The organism is Lelliottia nimipressuralis, assembly GCF_004115925.1.
Lineage (GTDB): Bacteria > Pseudomonadota > Gammaproteobacteria > Enterobacterales > Enterobacteriaceae > Enterobacter > Enterobacter nimipressuralis.
The window spans coordinates 190744-205043 of record NZ_SDDX01000020.1 but is presented as its reverse complement, the minus strand read 5'-3'; the positions used below and the strand labels follow the sequence as shown (position 1 = coordinate 205043).

Below are 14300 nucleotides of genomic sequence, written 5' to 3'. Positions count from 1 at the left end.
CTTGCTGTTGGTGTTTAACAAGGGTAGTCACAGCTGGCGATTTTCTCGCCAGCCGCTTACAGCTTTACGACAGGTATCACGGATTATTTGCGCGGTTATTTTTCGATCTGCGGGAACAGCAGCGAATCACGTAACAGGTGGTCATTACCCCGGCGGCGCGTGAAGCCAATACGATTGAAATACTCCAGAATTTGTATCGCCAGTTTGCGGCCCACGTTCAGGCGATCGCGGAAGTCGGCAGCGCAGGTCGATCCCTTTTCCTGATGCAGATCGCGGATCAAACTGGCAAAGGTGACGATGCGATCGTTACGGTAATAGCGATCTTTAACGATCGCGGTAATCAGCCCCTGCTGCGCGGCGTGGCGCAATACCTGACGCATCACCACTTCATCCGTTGCAGTTTCGCGGGCCAAATCGCGCACCCACCAGGGTTCATCGCCAAACAGCGGCGCGGCTTTTTGCCAGATGGCGTCCTGTTCCGGGGTAAATCCGGCTTTGTGATCCGGCAGATGTAACCAGCCGTGATGGCTGTGGATCATGCCGCTTTCGCGCATCTTTTCTATCAGCAGCAGCACCAGCGCGTCGTCTTCCATCGGCAGCGCCATACGGCGCAGGCGTTCGCGGCCTGGGCCTGGCTCGTCCTGATGCTGTTCGTGGTAGGTCGCAAGCGTAGAGAGCACCTTGCGCTGCCAGTGGGCGGCAACCGGTGCGTTAAGCAGGCTGTATCCGGCCTGAATAAAGCCCGGCTGCTGCGTGAGCTGCCGCAAACCGTCACCGCTCAGCTGACGCCCCCAAGCGAAATCGGCGAGATTCACCGCACCGCGCTCGAGATGCACCGCCAGCGCAGCCTGGTCGTCTTCTGCCTGTGCCAGCGCCGCCAGCCACTGCAGATATTCAGGCTTACGTTTACCGCGACGCGGCGGATTGAGCGTCACCACGCGGGCGCCCGCCAGGGTGACGCGCGCAGAGATATCGCGCAGCACCAGCCGGTCGTTATCCGCCAGCCACAAAGGGGTATCCAGCACCAGCTCAGCCAAATCGTTTTCCAGTAAAGAGACACGGCCGGTCACGTGGCTGGCGGCGTGGTGGATATGCAGCGGCTGCCACTGGGTGAGCGGCGCGTGGGTGTGCAGAGAGACAATCACCCGCGTGGAAGGCTCCGGCGGCGCGTCGGCCAGCAGCCAGTCACCGCGATTGAGCTGCTCTTTTTCCGCATCACCGGCGATATTCAGGGCGATACGCTGCCCGGCATGGGCCTGTTCCGTGGGCTGGTTCTGTGCGTGCAGCCCGCGCACGCGCATCGGTTTATTCACGCCCGTCAGCCACAGACTATCGCCCACCTTCACTTCACCGCTGAGTGCCGTCCCGGTCACCACCAGTCCGGCCCCTTTCACGGTGAACGCGCGATCTATTGCCAGACGGAAGCTGTGATCGCTGGCCGGTTCGCGGGAGGAAAGATGCTGTAAATGGTCGCGTAGTTCGTCGATTCCGCGCCCTTCTGTCGCTACTGTGACAAAAACCGGCGCATCGGTGAAACCGTACTCCAGCAGAGTGGCGCGAATCTCTTCGCGCACTTCGTCAATGCGGCTCTCGTCGACGCGATCCGCTTTGGTGAGCGCCACCGTCAGCTGCGGCTGGCCCGTCAGCTGTAAAATCGCCAGATGCTCACGCGTTTGCGCCATCACGCCGTCGTCGCAGGCCACCACCAGCAGAGCGTGATCGATACCGCCGACCCCGGCCAGCATATTGGCAAGAAACTTTTCATGACCTGGCACATCGATAAAGCCGAGTACCCGACCGTCTGGCAGCGGCCAGTAAGCGTAGCCAAGATCGATGGTCATGCCGCGCTTTTTCTCTTCCGGCAGACGATCGGCATTCACGCCGGTAATGGCATGTAACAGCGTCGTTTTTCCGTGGTCAACGTGACCGGCAGTGGCAATAATCATTTCAACAACATCTCCAGAAACCGTTCTTCATCTTCAAGGCAGCGCAGATCCAGCCACAGGCGACCATCGTAAATGCGCCCGATAATCGGCGTAGGCAGCGCACGCCAGCGCGCAGACAAGGCGTCGAGCTGGCTTCCGCGCCCGTCGCGCGGCGTCAGAGTCAGCGCGGCGCTGGGCAGGCGGTCAACGGGCAGCGATCCGCTACCGATCTGCGACTGACAGGGTTCCACGCGCACGTCGAAATCGGGGAAGTGTGCGGCAACTTGCGGCAGCAGCAGTTCCGCCTGAGCGCGAATCGAGGCCGCATCGCGCGACAGCAGACGCAGCGTTGGCAGGCGTTCGGCCAGTTTCTCCGGATGGAGATAGAGCCGCAGCGTAGCGTCCAGCGCAGCGAGAGTCATTTTATCAGCGCGCAGGGCGCGTTTCAGCGGGTGCTGCTGGAGCTTCGCAATCAGTTCACGTTTACCGACCACAATCCCGGCCTGTGGGCCACCGAGCAGTTTGTCGCCGGAGAAGCTCACCAGGCTAACGCCTGCGGCGATCATCTCCTGTGGCATCGGCTCTTTCGGCAGACCGTAGAGACTCAAATCCACCAGCGAACCGCTGCCCAGATCGGCAATGACCGGCACGTTCAGTTCGCGGCCAATCTCCGCCAGCTCCGCCTCTTCCACCGTTTTGGTAAAGCCTTCAATGTGATAGTTGCTGGTGTGGACTTTCATCAGCAGCGCGGTGTTTTCGTTAACCGCCGCGCGATAATCTTTCGCATGCGTGCGGTTGGTGGTCCCGACTTCATGCAGCTCGCAGCCCGCCTGACGCATCACGTCAGGAATGCGGAACGCCCCGCCGATCTCCACCAGCTCGCCACGCGACACCACCACCTCTTTACCGCTCGCGGTGGCCGCCAGCATCAGCAGAACCGCCGCCGCGTTATTGTTCACAATGCAGGCATCTTCCGCGCCCGTTATTTGGCACAGAAGATCAGCCAGCGCGCGGTCGCGGTGTCCGCGCCCGGCACCGTCCAGATCGTACTCCAGCGTCACCGGGGATCGCATTGCCTGCATCACCGCCGTTATCGCCTCTTCCGCCTGTAGCGCGCGGCCTAAATTGGTGTGCAGCACCGTTCCCGTCAGGTTGATCACCGGACGCAATGCGCTTTGCGTATGCGCTGTCAGCCGTTTCTCCACCTCGTCCGCCCAGTCCTCGCACCACTGCGGCAGCGTATTTTGCGTCTGAATGTGCAGACGGGCTTCGTCCTGCATTACATTCAGGAGCGCCACCATGTGGGTGTGCCCGGACCGTTCAAGAAGAGGGGTGAATCGGGGATCGCGCAGCAGGCGATCGGTCGCAGGGATCTGGCTGTAGAGGGAACGATGAGTAGTCATTAACATGCCTGGCGGTTGGAGTTCTACCCCCCTCCCGACGGGAGAGGGAGTCAACGTGCAGAGGGATTGTACAGCGTACAGAGGTGAAGTGTTATAACCCGCGTCAAGCCTTTGGTGGTTCGGTGCGGGCAAAGCTTTCGCGGCTAAAGAGCGTTTCGGCCAGTTTGACCAGCAGCGGGCGATCCACGCACCAGCCGGGAGAAACGCGGCGGAAATTGAGATAGCCAATCGCGCAGGCGATGGCGATGGTCGCCAAATTCAGCGCGTCGGTTTTGAGTTTCCCGTCCTGAAGCAACTGTTCGCACATATCAAGACTGCGGCTGATTTTTTCCCGCTGACGCACCAGCTCCGCTTCGGATTGCTGCGCGGCAGGTCGCGCCTGTTCACGCACCGACACCAGCGCCGCATCCATGATGCCGTCGGCCAGCGCTTCGATCTGTTTAATCGCCAGCGCCGCTTTCGGCTCTCGGGGCACCATCGCCGGGGCAATCCCGAGCAGCTCGATGTACTCGGCAATAATCGGAGAATCAAACCAGGTTTCGCCATCATCGGTTACCAGCGCCGGTACTTTCCCGAGCGGATTGTACTGTGCCACCCCGGTTTCCGCGTGATAAGGCTGTTCGTTCACAAACTCGAACGTGATGCCTTTTTCCAGCAGGAGAATCGAAATCTTACGTACGAAAGGGCTGGTGTAGCTGCCGATGAGTTTCATTGCCTGATCCTTTACGCCAACAAAAGTGTAAGTATGGATCAGGCAACAAAAAAAGCAGAACGTTAATGGTCGAGATAGAGGTAATGCATCCAGCTGGTCATGCGCAGCAGCACTTTCCTCATGACGGAGACGTGCGCGAAGTGGTCGGAATAGACCGCCACCTGGGCATAAATCCCGTCAGGGAGGGCATCGACGTCCGCGCTAGGGTCCAGATCGATAGTGGCAAGCACGCCGTCTGTGCCAGGTACCACCGTCAGGGATTGCAGCGAACCTTGCGCCTGGTAGGAACCGCCCGGTACGACCGGCAGAATGCTGCTCAGTTTGCCGTGGAATACTTGCCCCGGTAGCGCGTTAAAGACCACTTCCGCGTCATCGCCCGGTTTCAGGCGCAGCAGAGAGTTCTGGCGGAACTGAGCGACAATCTGGCGTTTTTGGTCAGGAATAAAGACCATCACCGGGCGCAGCGGGAGTGCTGCGGCATAGGTGCCGGGGCGAATCAGCACCTGAGTGACATAACCATCGCTCGGCGCACGCACCACCGTTTGTTCGAGGTTGTACTTCGCCTCGGTCAGCTGTGCCCGCAGGCTGGCAATCTGCGACTGCTCGCCGTTGACCATGCTGTCTAACTGGCTTTTGATTTGTGCCTGATCGGCCACCGAGGCTTTCACCATCGCATCCTGCGCCAGATAGTTTTGCTGTGCGTTGTCGATATCGCTTTCAGAAAACGGGTTTACCTTCGCCCGGCTGCCTTTCAGATAGCGCTGGTAATCCTTATACAGGCGGTCGCGCTCTGCGGAGACGCGTGTGGTATTAGCCTGCGCTTCCGACAGCTGGCCTTTCAGCACGTCAATATTGTAGGTGGCGGTGACCAGATCAGCCTGCAGTCTGTCGACTCGGGCCTGATAGCGAACCGGATCGATTTTAAATAACACGTCGCCTTTTTTAATTAGCTGGTTATTTTTATCCGTCACTTCACTCACCACCCCGGTCACTTGTGGCGTGATCGGAATAGAAATCACCGCTTTTTGCGCCGTAAATGTATAAGGGTGGTTATAGTTCATTAATAAGATCAAACCGGCGACGATAAATACCCCACCTAATGCGGCGGTAGCGAGCGTCCATTGGTTAACCGGAATACGGAAGATTTTAAAGATCGCCCAGGCAAACGCGACATAGGTCAGAATAATTAGCAGATCCATGATTAGCTCTCCGGCGTATTTTTTTCTGCGGGCGTTGGCTCCGCGCCAAGCCGGTGTTCCAGCTCGGCAACGCGTCTGGTGAGGGCATCAATATCGGGTTGCTGCGGGGACTGCGCAATGTGATTTTGCATCCCCCATCCGCGCTCGGGCTGGTACAGCGTGGCCCAAATCCACAGGAATGGCCAGATGATATGCAGCGTAAACAGGCTGACCCAGCCCGCTGTATGGATCGCATCGGCATGGGGATGATTACGCTTTTTCGCCATCAAATAGGGGATATCATGAATCGCAATGATCCCATAAAAAATGACCAGAAAAACGAAAATCAATACGCCCAGCGCGAAATAGTTAAGGAACATATTTGCCTCACTAAAATAGCTTCAACTCTTTAAAAATATTAAATGGTAAGCAACCAAATTAATTTCTTACTGTGCAATTTCTTTGCACATATAAATTAGAGCCGTGGAGTATTATTATTAAAATATCTCCGCGCAAGTTTAATAGCGTGACAAAATATATCCTGACTAATAATCTACTTAATCTTACATTAGCAGATTAATCCTCATTACGCTTTTTCTCCATAACACTAAGGGATGAAACCATGTTGAGGAAAATCAGTGACTGGATTACAGCCTGGCTGAATTGACAAAACAGAAGTGGGCGGCGATCACACCTGGAGAATTCTGCCTTCAAATTTATTGTGAAGATGATCACAAACATCCAACAAACCCGCCAACACAAACTGTGATATCAATCACATAAAAGCGTCAATCCTGGCGGATTTTTCCCCTGTGTATTTTTTTTACACACCACATTTGTGACGAAGATCACTTCAATTTTAGCCCCACCCCCTACATTTACGTGATTGAGATCACACAAAATTTCGCTGTCTGGACAGTTGAACGATTCAGTGCCAGATTTCACAGCATCAGAACAGGGCTCGGCTACCTCTGCCGCCGCACATTAACGATAAACCTCGGGCCGCAAGCCTAAGCGTAAACAGAAGAAGGGGTGTTTTATGTCATCCGATATCAAGATCAAAGTGCAAAGCTTTGGTCGTTTCCTGAGCAACATGGTGATGCCAAATATCGGCGCGTTTATCGCGTGGGGTATCATCACTGCGTTATTTATTCCGACAGGGTGGTTGCCGAACGAAACGCTGGCGAAACTCGTTGGCCCAATGATTACCTATCTGCTGCCACTGCTCATCGGTTATACCGGTGGTCGTCTGGTTGGCGGCGATCGCGGCGGTGTGGTCGGTGCTATCACCACCATGGGCGTTATCGTCGGTGCGGATATGCCAATGTTCCTCGGTGCGATGATTGCAGGTCCTTTAGGCGGCTGGGCAATTAAGAAATTTGACGTCTGGGTTGATGGCAAGATCAAATCCGGCTTCGAAATGCTGGTGAACAACTTCTCCGCTGGCATCATCGGTATGATCCTGGCGATTCTGGCATTCCTGGGTATCGGTCCTGCGGTTGAAGTGCTGTCGAAAGTGCTGGCTGCGGGCGTTAACTTCATGGTTGTTCACGACATGCTGCCGCTGGCCTCTATCTTTGTAGAACCAGCGAAAATCCTGTTCCTGAACAACGCGATCAACCACGGTATCTTCTCACCGCTGGGTATTCAGCAGTCCCATGAACTGGGCAAATCCATCTTCTTCCTGATTGAAGCTAACCCAGGTCCGGGTATGGGTGTTCTGCTGGCGTACATGTTCTTCGGTCGCGGTAGCGCTAAACAGTCTGCTGGCGGCGCGGCTATCATCCACTTCCTGGGCGGTATCCACGAAATTTACTTCCCATACGTGCTGATGAACCCACGTCTGATCCTGGCCGTTATCCTTGGCGGTATGACTGGCGTGTTCACTCTGAGCGTGCTGGGCGGTGGTCTGGTTTCTCCTGCGTCTCCGGGTTCTATCCTGGCGGTTCTGGCGATGACGCCAAAAGGTGCCTACTTCGCTAACATCGCGGCTATCTGCGCGGCAATGGCAGTCTCCTTCGTGGTTTCCGCTATCCTGCTGAAAACCAGCAAAGTGAAAGAAGAAGACGATATCGACGCTGCGACCCGTCGTATGCAGGATATGAAAGCCGAATCTAAAGGCGCTGCAACGCCGCTGACTGCGGGCGACGTCTCTAACGATCTGAGCCACGTGCGTAAAATCATCGTAGCCTGTGATGCCGGTATGGGTTCAAGCGCAATGGGTGCAGGCGTGCTGCGTAAAAAAGTCCAGGATGCGGGCCTGACCAACATCTCCGTAACCAACAGCGCAATCAACAGCCTGCCACCGGATGTCGACCTGGTCATCACGCACCGCGATCTGACAGAGCGTGCGATGCGTCAGGTTCCACAGGCACAACACATTTCACTCACGAACTTCCTCGACAGCGGCCTGTACTCTAGCCTGACCGAGCGTCTGGTGGCGGCACAGCGTCACACCGACAACGAAGTGAAAGTCCGTGATAGCCTGAAAGACAGCTTTGATCCAAACGACAGCCACCTGTTCCGTCTGGGCGCTGAAAACATCTTCCTCGGCCGCACCGCGAGCCACAAAGAAGAAGCGATCCGCTTTGCAGGTGAGCAGCTGGTGAAAGGCGGTTACGTCGAGCCAGAATATGTTGATGCGATGCTGGCGCGTGAGAAACTGACGCCAACGTATCTGGGTGAATCCATCGCAGTGCCACACGGTACGGTTGAAGCGAAAGATCGCGTTCTGAAAACCGGCGTGGTGTTCTGTCAGTACCCGGCAGGCGTGCGATTCGGTGAAGAAGAAGACGACATCGCCCGTCTGGTGATTGGTATCGCCGCTCGCAACAACGAGCACATCCAGGTGATTACCAGCCTGACCAACGCTCTGGATGATGAATCCGTCATCGAGCGCCTGGCGCAGACCACCAGCGTTGAAGAAGTGCTGGCGCTGCTGAACAAGTAACAGCGTCCTATCCCCTCTCCCTTTCGGGAGAGGTAGGTGGAGGGAAATGCCTCACCCCAGCCCTCTCGGGTAAAAACATTGATGAAGGTTAATACTATGAAAGCATTACATTTTGGCGCAGGTAATATCGGTCGTGGCTTTATCGGCAAACTGCTGGCAGACGCGGGCATTACGCTGACATTCGCCGATGTGAATCAAGTGGTGCTCGACGCCCTGAATGCCCGTCATAGCTACCAGGTTCACGTCGTGGGCGAAAACGAGCTGGTTGAAACCGTCTCGGGTGTGAATGCCGTCAGCAGCATTGGCGACGACGTTATTGACCTGATCGCCAGCGTTGATCTGGTGACCACCGCCGTCGGTCCGGTTGTGCTTGAGCGTATCGCCCCTGCCGTCGCGAAAGGTCTGGCAAAACGTAAAGCACAGGGCATCACCACGCCACTGAATATCATCGCCTGTGAAAACATGGTGCGCGGTACCACGCAGCTGAAAGGCCACGTTCTGGCCGCCGTCGCCGATGAAGATAAAGCCTGGGTCGAAGAACACGTTGGCTTTGTCGATTCCGCCGTGGACCGTATCGTCCCGCCGTCTGAATCCGCCACTCACGATCCGCTGGAAGTGACCGTTGAAACCTTCAGCGAGTGGATTGTTGATAAAACCCAGTTCAAAGGCCCGCTGCCGACGATCCCGGGTATGGAATTAACCGATAACCTGATGGCATTTGTCGAACGCAAACTCTTCACGCTGAACACCGGGCATGCTATAACCGCGTACCTCGGAAAATTGGCCGGTCATCAGACCATTCGTGATGCGATTCTCGATGAGAAAATCCGTGCGGTGGTAAAAGGTGCGATGGAAGAGAGCGGCGCGGTCCTGATCAAACGCTACGGTTTTGATGCCGAGAAGCATGCGGCATACATTCAGAAAATCCTCGGTCGTTTTGAAAACCCGTATCTGAAAGATGACGTTGAGCGCGTCGGTCGTCAGCCGCTGCGTAAACTGAGCGCCGGCGATCGCCTGATCAAACCGCTGCTGGGCACGCTGGAGTACGACCTGCCGCACGCCAACCTGGTAAAAGGGATTGCGGGGGCCATGCACTATCGCAGCGAGCAGGACCCACAGGCGCAGGAGCTGGCTCAATTGATCGATACCAAAGGCCCGCAGGCGGCACTTGCCGAGATTTCAGGGCTTGAGGCCAATAGTAGCGTGGTTGTGGAGGCGGTTAACGCATATAACGCAACCAAATGATTCAGGATCAGGCGCAGGTTCTCCTGCGCCCGAACGACAGATTGTCAGATATGCAGGCAATAATGGAACAAACCCAGGCCTTTGAAAACCGTGTGCTTGAGCGTCTGAATGCTGGCAAAACCGTACGAAGTTTCCTGATTGCCGCCGTCGAGTTACTCACCGAGGCGGTGAATATTCTGGTACTTCAGGTGTTCCGCAAAGACGACTACGCGGTAAAATATGCTGTAGAACCGTTACTGGACGGCGACGGACCGCTGGGCGATCTGTCGGTGCGCCTGAAGCTCATTTATGGCCTCGGCGTCCTCAGCAGGCCCGAGTATGAAGACGCGGAACTGCTGATGGCCCTGCGCGAAGAGCTAAATCACGACGGTAATGAGTACGCTTTTACCGACGATGAAATTCTCGGGCCGTTTGGTGAATTACACTGCGTCACCGCCCTGCCGCCGGCCCCGCATTTCGATAACAGCGATCCTGAACTGTATGCGATGCAAAAGCTTCGTTATCAACAGGTTGTGCGTTCTACGATGGTCCTTTCCCTGACTGAGCTGATTTCACGAATCAGCTTAAAAAAAGCGTTTCAGAAGTAACCCTGCGCACATTGGTGTATCCTTCCCTTAATTCCCCCGTTTTTAGAGCTATATGTGATGAAAGAAGTCGAAAAGAACGAAATTAAACGCCTGAGCGATCGCCTGGATCTGATCCGCCACCAGCAGGCTGATATGTCGCTGGTTGAGTCCGCTGAGAAATACGCTGAGCTGGAAAAAGAGAAAGCGACGCTGGAAGCGGAAATCGACCGTCTGCGTGCCGTAAAAGGCCACAAGCTGAGCAAAGAAGCGCAGAAGCTGATGGACATGCCGCATCGCCGTGCGATCACCAAAAAAGAACAGGCCGACATGGGCAAGCTGAAAAAAAGCGTGCGCGGCCTGGTGGTTGTGCACCCGATGACCGAACTGGGCCGTGAAATGGGCCTGAAAGAGATGACCGGCTTTTCGAAGACGGCGTTCTGATTTAGCTGCCGGGTGGCGCCATGCTTACCCGGCCTGCCCCCCCTCCCCTTAAAATTGGCCCAACCAATCCCCTGACCAATACTTCCCTGGTTCACACTTCCATTATTTCTGCTCACAAAATCATTGCCCATCCATAACATTTGATTAACCATTTGTTGTCATTACCCCTACATCACACTATTGGCAGGACCACTTTTACACAGACTGTGACGCCGAGATGAGCGCAGACTCACCGCGAAGCAGAATGTGTGGTCCTCAGGAGACCTGCAATGAGCCTCTGGCAACAAAACTACGATCCGGCCGGTAACATCTGGCTGTCGAGCCTGATCGCATCGCTACCGATTCTGTTCTTCTTCTTCGCGCTGATTAAGCTCAAGCTGAAGGGCTATCTCGCCGCAACCTACACCGTCGCGATTGCGCTGGTGGTGGCGCTGTTCTTCTACAAAATGCCGGTCGATCACGCGCTGGCGTCGGTGGTGTATGGTTTCTTCTACGGATTGTGGCCAATCGCCTGGATCATCATCGCGGCGGTGTTTGTTTATAAAATCTCGGTGAAGACCGGGCAATTCGACATCATTCGCTCGTCGATTCTCTCCATTACCCCGGATCAGCGCCTGCAAATGCTGATTGTCGGTTTCTGCTTCGGCGCGTTCCTCGAAGGGGCGGCGGGCTTTGGTGCACCGGTGGCGATCACCGCTGCGCTGCTGGTGGGTCTCGGCTTTAACCCGCTGTATGCTGCGGGCCTATGCCTGATCGTTAACACCGCTCCGGTAGCCTTCGGCGCGATGGGGATTCCTATTCTGGTCGCCGGGCAGGTCACCGGTTTAGACAGCTTCGAAATCGGCCAGATGGTGGGGCGTCAGCTGCCGTTCCTGACCATTATCGTGCTGTTCTGGATCATGGCGATTATGGACGGCTGGCGCGGCGTGAAAGAGACCTGGCCTGCGGTGGTGGTTGCAGGTGGTTCGTTTGCTATCGCCCAGTATCTCAGCTCGAACTTTATCGGCCCGGAACTGCCGGACATCATCTCGTCGCTGGTATCGCTGGTCTGTCTCACCCTGTTCCTGAAGCGCTGGCAGCCGGTGCGCATCTTCCGCTTTGGCGATATGGGCGCGGCGCAGGTCGATCAGACTCTGGCACGCACCCATTACAGCGTCGGCCAGATTGTGCGTGCCTGGTCGCCGTTCCTGTTCCTGACCGCGACGGTCACCCTCTGGAGCGTGCCGCCGTTCAAAGCGCTGTTCGCCCCTGGCGGCGCGCTGTACGACATGGTGATTAACATCTCCGTGCCGTTCCTCGACAAAATGGTTGCCCGCATGCCGCCGGTCGTTCACGAAGCGACGCCGTATGCTGCGGTCTATAAGTTCGACTGGTTCTCTGCAACCGGCACGGCGATCCTGTTTGCGGCGATTCTTTCAGTGGTGTGGTTGCGGATGAAACCGGCGGCGGCTATTCAGACCTTTGCCAGCACGCTGAAAGAGCTGGCGCTGCCGATTTACTCTATCGGTATGGTGCTGGCGTTCGCGTTTATCTCGAACTACTCCGGTTTGTCATCGACGCTGGCGTTAGCCCTGGCCCATACGGGGCACGCCTTCACCTTCTTCTCGCCGTTCCTCGGCTGGCTGGGCGTGTTCCTGACCGGTTCCGATACGTCATCCAACGCCCTCTTTGCCGCGCTTCAGGCGACCGCCGCGCAGCAGATTGGTGTTTCGGACGTGCTGCTCGTCGCGGCGAACACCACCGGCGGCGTGACCGGCAAAATGATCTCCCCGCAGTCCATCGCCATTGCCTGTGCAGCGGTGGGACTGGTGGGTAAAGAGTCGGACCTGTTCCGATTTACCGTCAAACACAGCCTGATATTCACCTGTATGGTGGGCGTGATTACCACGCTTCAGGCCTACGTCTTAACCTGGATGATTCCATGATAGTGATGCCCAGACGCCTGTCCGACGAGATTGCCTCTCGCGTGCGGGCGCTGATTGAAGAACAACAGCTGGAAGCGGGCATGAAATTGCCCGCGGAACGCCAGCTGGCGGCGCTGCTTGGCGTGTCGCGTAATTCACTGCGCGAAGCGCTGGCGACGCTGGTCAGCGAGGGCGTGCTGCTCAGCCGTCGCGGCGGCGGGACCTTTGTCCGCTGGCAGCACGACGACTGGTCCGAGCAAAATATCGTTCAGCCTCTTAAAACGCTGATGGAGAACGATCCGGATTACAGTTTCGATATCCTCGAAGCCCGCCATGCCATTGAAGCCAGCACCGCCTGGCGCGCGACGGACGCCGATAAAGAGAAGCTCAAAGCCTGCTTTGAGGCGACGCAGAGCGATAACCCAGATATCGCCTCGCAGGCGGACGTGCGTTTTCATCTCGCCATTGCCGAGGCCTCACACAACGTGGTGCTGCTGCAAACCATGCGCGGCTTTTTCGATCTGCTGCAATCCTCCGTTAAGCAGAGCCGCCAGCGCATGTATCTCGTTCCGCCGGTCTTTGCCCAGCTCACGGAGCAGCATCAGGCCGTACTCGACGCCATTCTAAAGGGCGACGCCGACGCCGCGCGTAAAGCGATGATGGCCCATCTCGGTTTCGTCCATACCACCATCAAACGATTCGATGAAGATCAGGCCGGGCAGGCGCGCATTACCCGCCTGCCCGGCGATCATGATATTTCCAGGGAGAACAAAGCATGATTATTTCCGCAGCCAGTGACTATCGCGCAGCGGCGCAGCGCATCCTGCCCCCATTCCTGTTCCACTACATCGACGGCGGGGCGTATTCCGAATACACCCTGCGCCGCAACGTGGAGGACCTGTCCGAAGTGGCGCTGCGCCAGCGTGTGCTGAAGAACATGTCCGATCTGAGTCTGGAAACGAAGCTGTTCAACGAGACGCTGTCGATGCCTGTGGCTCTGGCACCCGTTGGCCTGTGCGGCATGTACGCTCGTCGCGGTGAGGTGCAAGCGGCGGCGGCGGCTGATGCCAAAGGTATCCCGTTTACGCTCTCGACAGTCTCCGTGTGTCCGATTGAAGAGGTGGCACCGACCATTAAGCGCCCGATGTGGTTCCAGCTGTACGTCCTGCGCGATCGTGGCTTTATGCGTAACGCCCTTGAGCGTGCCAAAGCGGCGGGCTGTTCAACGCTGGTGTTTACCGTCGATATGCCGACACCGGGCGCCCGCTATCGCGATGCCCACTCGGGTATGAGCGGCGCGAACGCGGCCATGCGTCGCTACTGGCAGGCGGTCACGCATCCGCAGTGGGCGTGGGATGTGGGCGTCAACGGTCGTCCACACGATCTGGGTAATATTTCGGCGTATCTCGGCAAACCGACCGGGCTGGAGGATTACATCGGCTGGCTGGCGAATAACTTTGATCCGTCGATCTCGTGGAAAGATCTGGAATGGATCCGCGAGTTCTGGGACGGCCCGATGGTCATCAAAGGCATTCTCGATCCGGAAGATGCACGCGATGCGGTGCGTTTTGGCGCAGATGGCATTGTGGTGTCGAACCACGGCGGGCGTCAGCTTGATGGCGTGCTCTCCTCCGCGCGCGCGCTGCCGGCCATCGCCGACGCGGTGAAAGGCGATATTGCGATTCTGGCCGACAGCGGCATCCGCAACGGGCTGGACGTGGTGCGCATGATTGCCCTCGGCGCTGACAGCGTGCTGCTGGGCCGGGCGTATCTGTATGCGCTGGCGACGCATGGCCAGGCGGGCGTGGCGAATCTGCTGAACCTTATCGAAAAAGAGATGAAAGTGGCGATGACGCTGACCGGGGCTAAAACCATCGGTGAGATCAGCAAGGATTCGCTGGTGCAGGAGCTGAGTAAATTACCGGCGGCGCTGGCACCATTGGCGCGAGGGGACGCGGCGTAGGGAAAGTGGTATC

The 14300-nt window shown here is 56.8% G+C and carries 12 protein-coding genes; 7 read left to right on the top strand and 5 right to left on the bottom strand.

Annotated elements, in window-relative coordinates; translation table 11 throughout:
• Nucleotides 1-95 precede the first annotated feature (95 nt).
• The 5 genes from selB to ETG88_RS16935 form a co-directional block, all read right to left on the bottom strand.
• Nucleotides 96-1946, bottom strand: a complete 1851-nt coding sequence (selB, locus tag ETG88_RS16955; RefSeq protein WP_100778164.1) for a selenocysteine-specific translation elongation factor — start codon at nucleotides 1944-1946, stop codon at nucleotides 96-98.
• The gene (selA, locus tag ETG88_RS16950) at nucleotides 1943-3328 is read right to left on the bottom strand and encodes an L-seryl-tRNA(Sec) selenium transferase (RefSeq protein WP_129035877.1); all 1386 of its coding nucleotides are present in this window, start codon (nucleotides 3326-3328) and stop codon (nucleotides 1943-1945) included. The genes selB and selA overlap by 4 nt, the downstream gene beginning before the upstream one ends.
• 103 nt (nucleotides 3329-3431) lie before the next feature.
• A complete protein-coding gene (locus ETG88_RS16945) occupies nucleotides 3432-4040 on the bottom strand; it encodes a glutathione S-transferase (RefSeq protein ID WP_102105046.1) in 609 nt (202 codons plus the stop codon).
• A gap of 62 nt (nucleotides 4041-4102) precedes the next feature.
• Nucleotides 4103-5239, bottom strand: a complete 1137-nt coding sequence (locus ETG88_RS16940) for an HlyD family secretion protein (protein ID WP_100778167.1) — start codon at nucleotides 5237-5239, stop codon at nucleotides 4103-4105.
• 2 nt (nucleotides 5240-5241) lie between these two features.
• Nucleotides 5242-5598, bottom strand: a complete 357-nt coding sequence (locus tag ETG88_RS16935; RefSeq protein ID WP_129035875.1) for a DUF3302 domain-containing protein — start codon at nucleotides 5596-5598, stop codon at nucleotides 5242-5244.
• A gap of 659 nt (nucleotides 5599-6257) precedes the next feature.
• Between ETG88_RS16935 and ETG88_RS16930 the strand changes: the two genes are divergently transcribed.
• The 7 genes from ETG88_RS16930 (at nucleotide 6258) to lldD (ending at nucleotide 14287) form a co-directional block, all read left to right on the top strand.
• A complete protein-coding gene (locus ETG88_RS16930) occupies nucleotides 6258-8168 on the top strand; it encodes a PTS mannitol transporter subunit IICBA (RefSeq protein ID WP_102105050.1) in 1911 nt (636 codons plus the stop codon).
• 96 nt (nucleotides 8169-8264) lie between these two features.
• The gene (gene mtlD, locus ETG88_RS16925) at nucleotides 8265-9413 is read left to right on the top strand and encodes a mannitol-1-phosphate 5-dehydrogenase (protein ID WP_446669706.1); all 1149 of its coding nucleotides are present in this window, start codon (nucleotides 8265-8267) and stop codon (nucleotides 9411-9413) included.
• On the top strand, nucleotides 9410-10000 hold the full coding sequence (mtlR, locus tag ETG88_RS16920; RefSeq protein ID WP_102105052.1) for a mannitol operon repressor MtlR: 591 nt from the start codon (nucleotides 9410-9412) through the stop codon (nucleotides 9998-10000). Before mtlD ends, mtlR begins: the two co-directional genes overlap by 4 nt.
• A 57-nt stretch (nucleotides 10001-10057) precedes the next feature.
• Nucleotides 10058-10420 (top strand): YibL family ribosome-associated protein, encoded by a 363-nt coding sequence (locus tag ETG88_RS16915; RefSeq protein ID WP_100778172.1) that lies wholly within the window; start codon nucleotides 10058-10060, stop codon nucleotides 10418-10420.
• Nucleotides 10421-10689: 269 nt separating this feature from the next.
• Complete coding sequence (gene lldP / locus ETG88_RS16910; protein ID WP_102105053.1) at nucleotides 10690-12345, top strand: L-lactate permease; 1656 nt, start codon at nucleotides 10690-10692, stop codon at nucleotides 12343-12345.
• Entirely contained in the window at nucleotides 12342-13103 is a 762-nt protein-coding gene (gene lldR, locus ETG88_RS16905) for a transcriptional regulator LldR (protein WP_129035873.1), read from the top strand. Before lldP ends, lldR begins: the two co-directional genes overlap by 4 nt.
• A complete protein-coding gene (gene lldD / locus ETG88_RS16900; protein ID WP_100778175.1) occupies nucleotides 13100-14287 on the top strand; it encodes an FMN-dependent L-lactate dehydrogenase LldD in 1188 nt (395 codons plus the stop codon). The genes lldR and lldD overlap by 4 nt, the downstream gene beginning before the upstream one ends.
• The last annotated feature ends 13 nt before the right edge of the window (nucleotides 14288-14300 follow it).

Excerpts from the sequence above, each read along its gene's own strand:
- mtlR (WP_102105052.1), top strand. The coding sequence starts at position 9,410 with ATGATTCAGGATCAGGCGCAGGTTCTCCTGCGCCCGAACGACAGATTG.
- ETG88_RS16945 (WP_102105046.1), bottom strand. The coding sequence starts at position 4,040 with ATGAAACTCATCGGCAGCTACACCAGCCCTTTCGTACGTAAGATTTCG.
- lldP (WP_102105053.1), top strand. The coding sequence starts at position 10,690 with ATGAGCCTCTGGCAACAAAACTACGATCCGGCCGGTAACATCTGGCTG.
- selA (WP_129035877.1), bottom strand. The coding sequence starts at position 3,328 with ATGACTACTCATCGTTCCCTCTACAGCCAGATCCCTGCGACCGATCGC.
- selB (WP_100778164.1), bottom strand. The coding sequence starts at position 1,946 with ATGATTATTGCCACTGCCGGTCACGTTGACCACGGAAAAACGACGCTG.
- ETG88_RS16935 (WP_129035875.1), bottom strand. The coding sequence starts at position 5,598 with ATGTTCCTTAACTATTTCGCGCTGGGCGTATTGATTTTCGTTTTTCTG.
- lldR (WP_129035873.1), top strand. The coding sequence starts at position 12,342 with ATGATAGTGATGCCCAGACGCCTGTCCGACGAGATTGCCTCTCGCGTG.
- mtlD (WP_446669706.1), top strand. The coding sequence starts at position 8,265 with ATGAAAGCATTACATTTTGGCGCAGGTAATATCGGTCGTGGCTTTATC.
- lldD (WP_100778175.1), top strand. The coding sequence starts at position 13,100 with ATGATTATTTCCGCAGCCAGTGACTATCGCGCAGCGGCGCAGCGCATC.
- ETG88_RS16940 (WP_100778167.1), bottom strand. The coding sequence starts at position 5,239 with ATGGATCTGCTAATTATTCTGACCTATGTCGCGTTTGCCTGGGCGATC.
- ETG88_RS16930 (WP_102105050.1), top strand. The coding sequence starts at position 6,258 with ATGTCATCCGATATCAAGATCAAAGTGCAAAGCTTTGGTCGTTTCCTG.
- ETG88_RS16915 (WP_100778172.1), top strand. The coding sequence starts at position 10,058 with ATGAAAGAAGTCGAAAAGAACGAAATTAAACGCCTGAGCGATCGCCTG.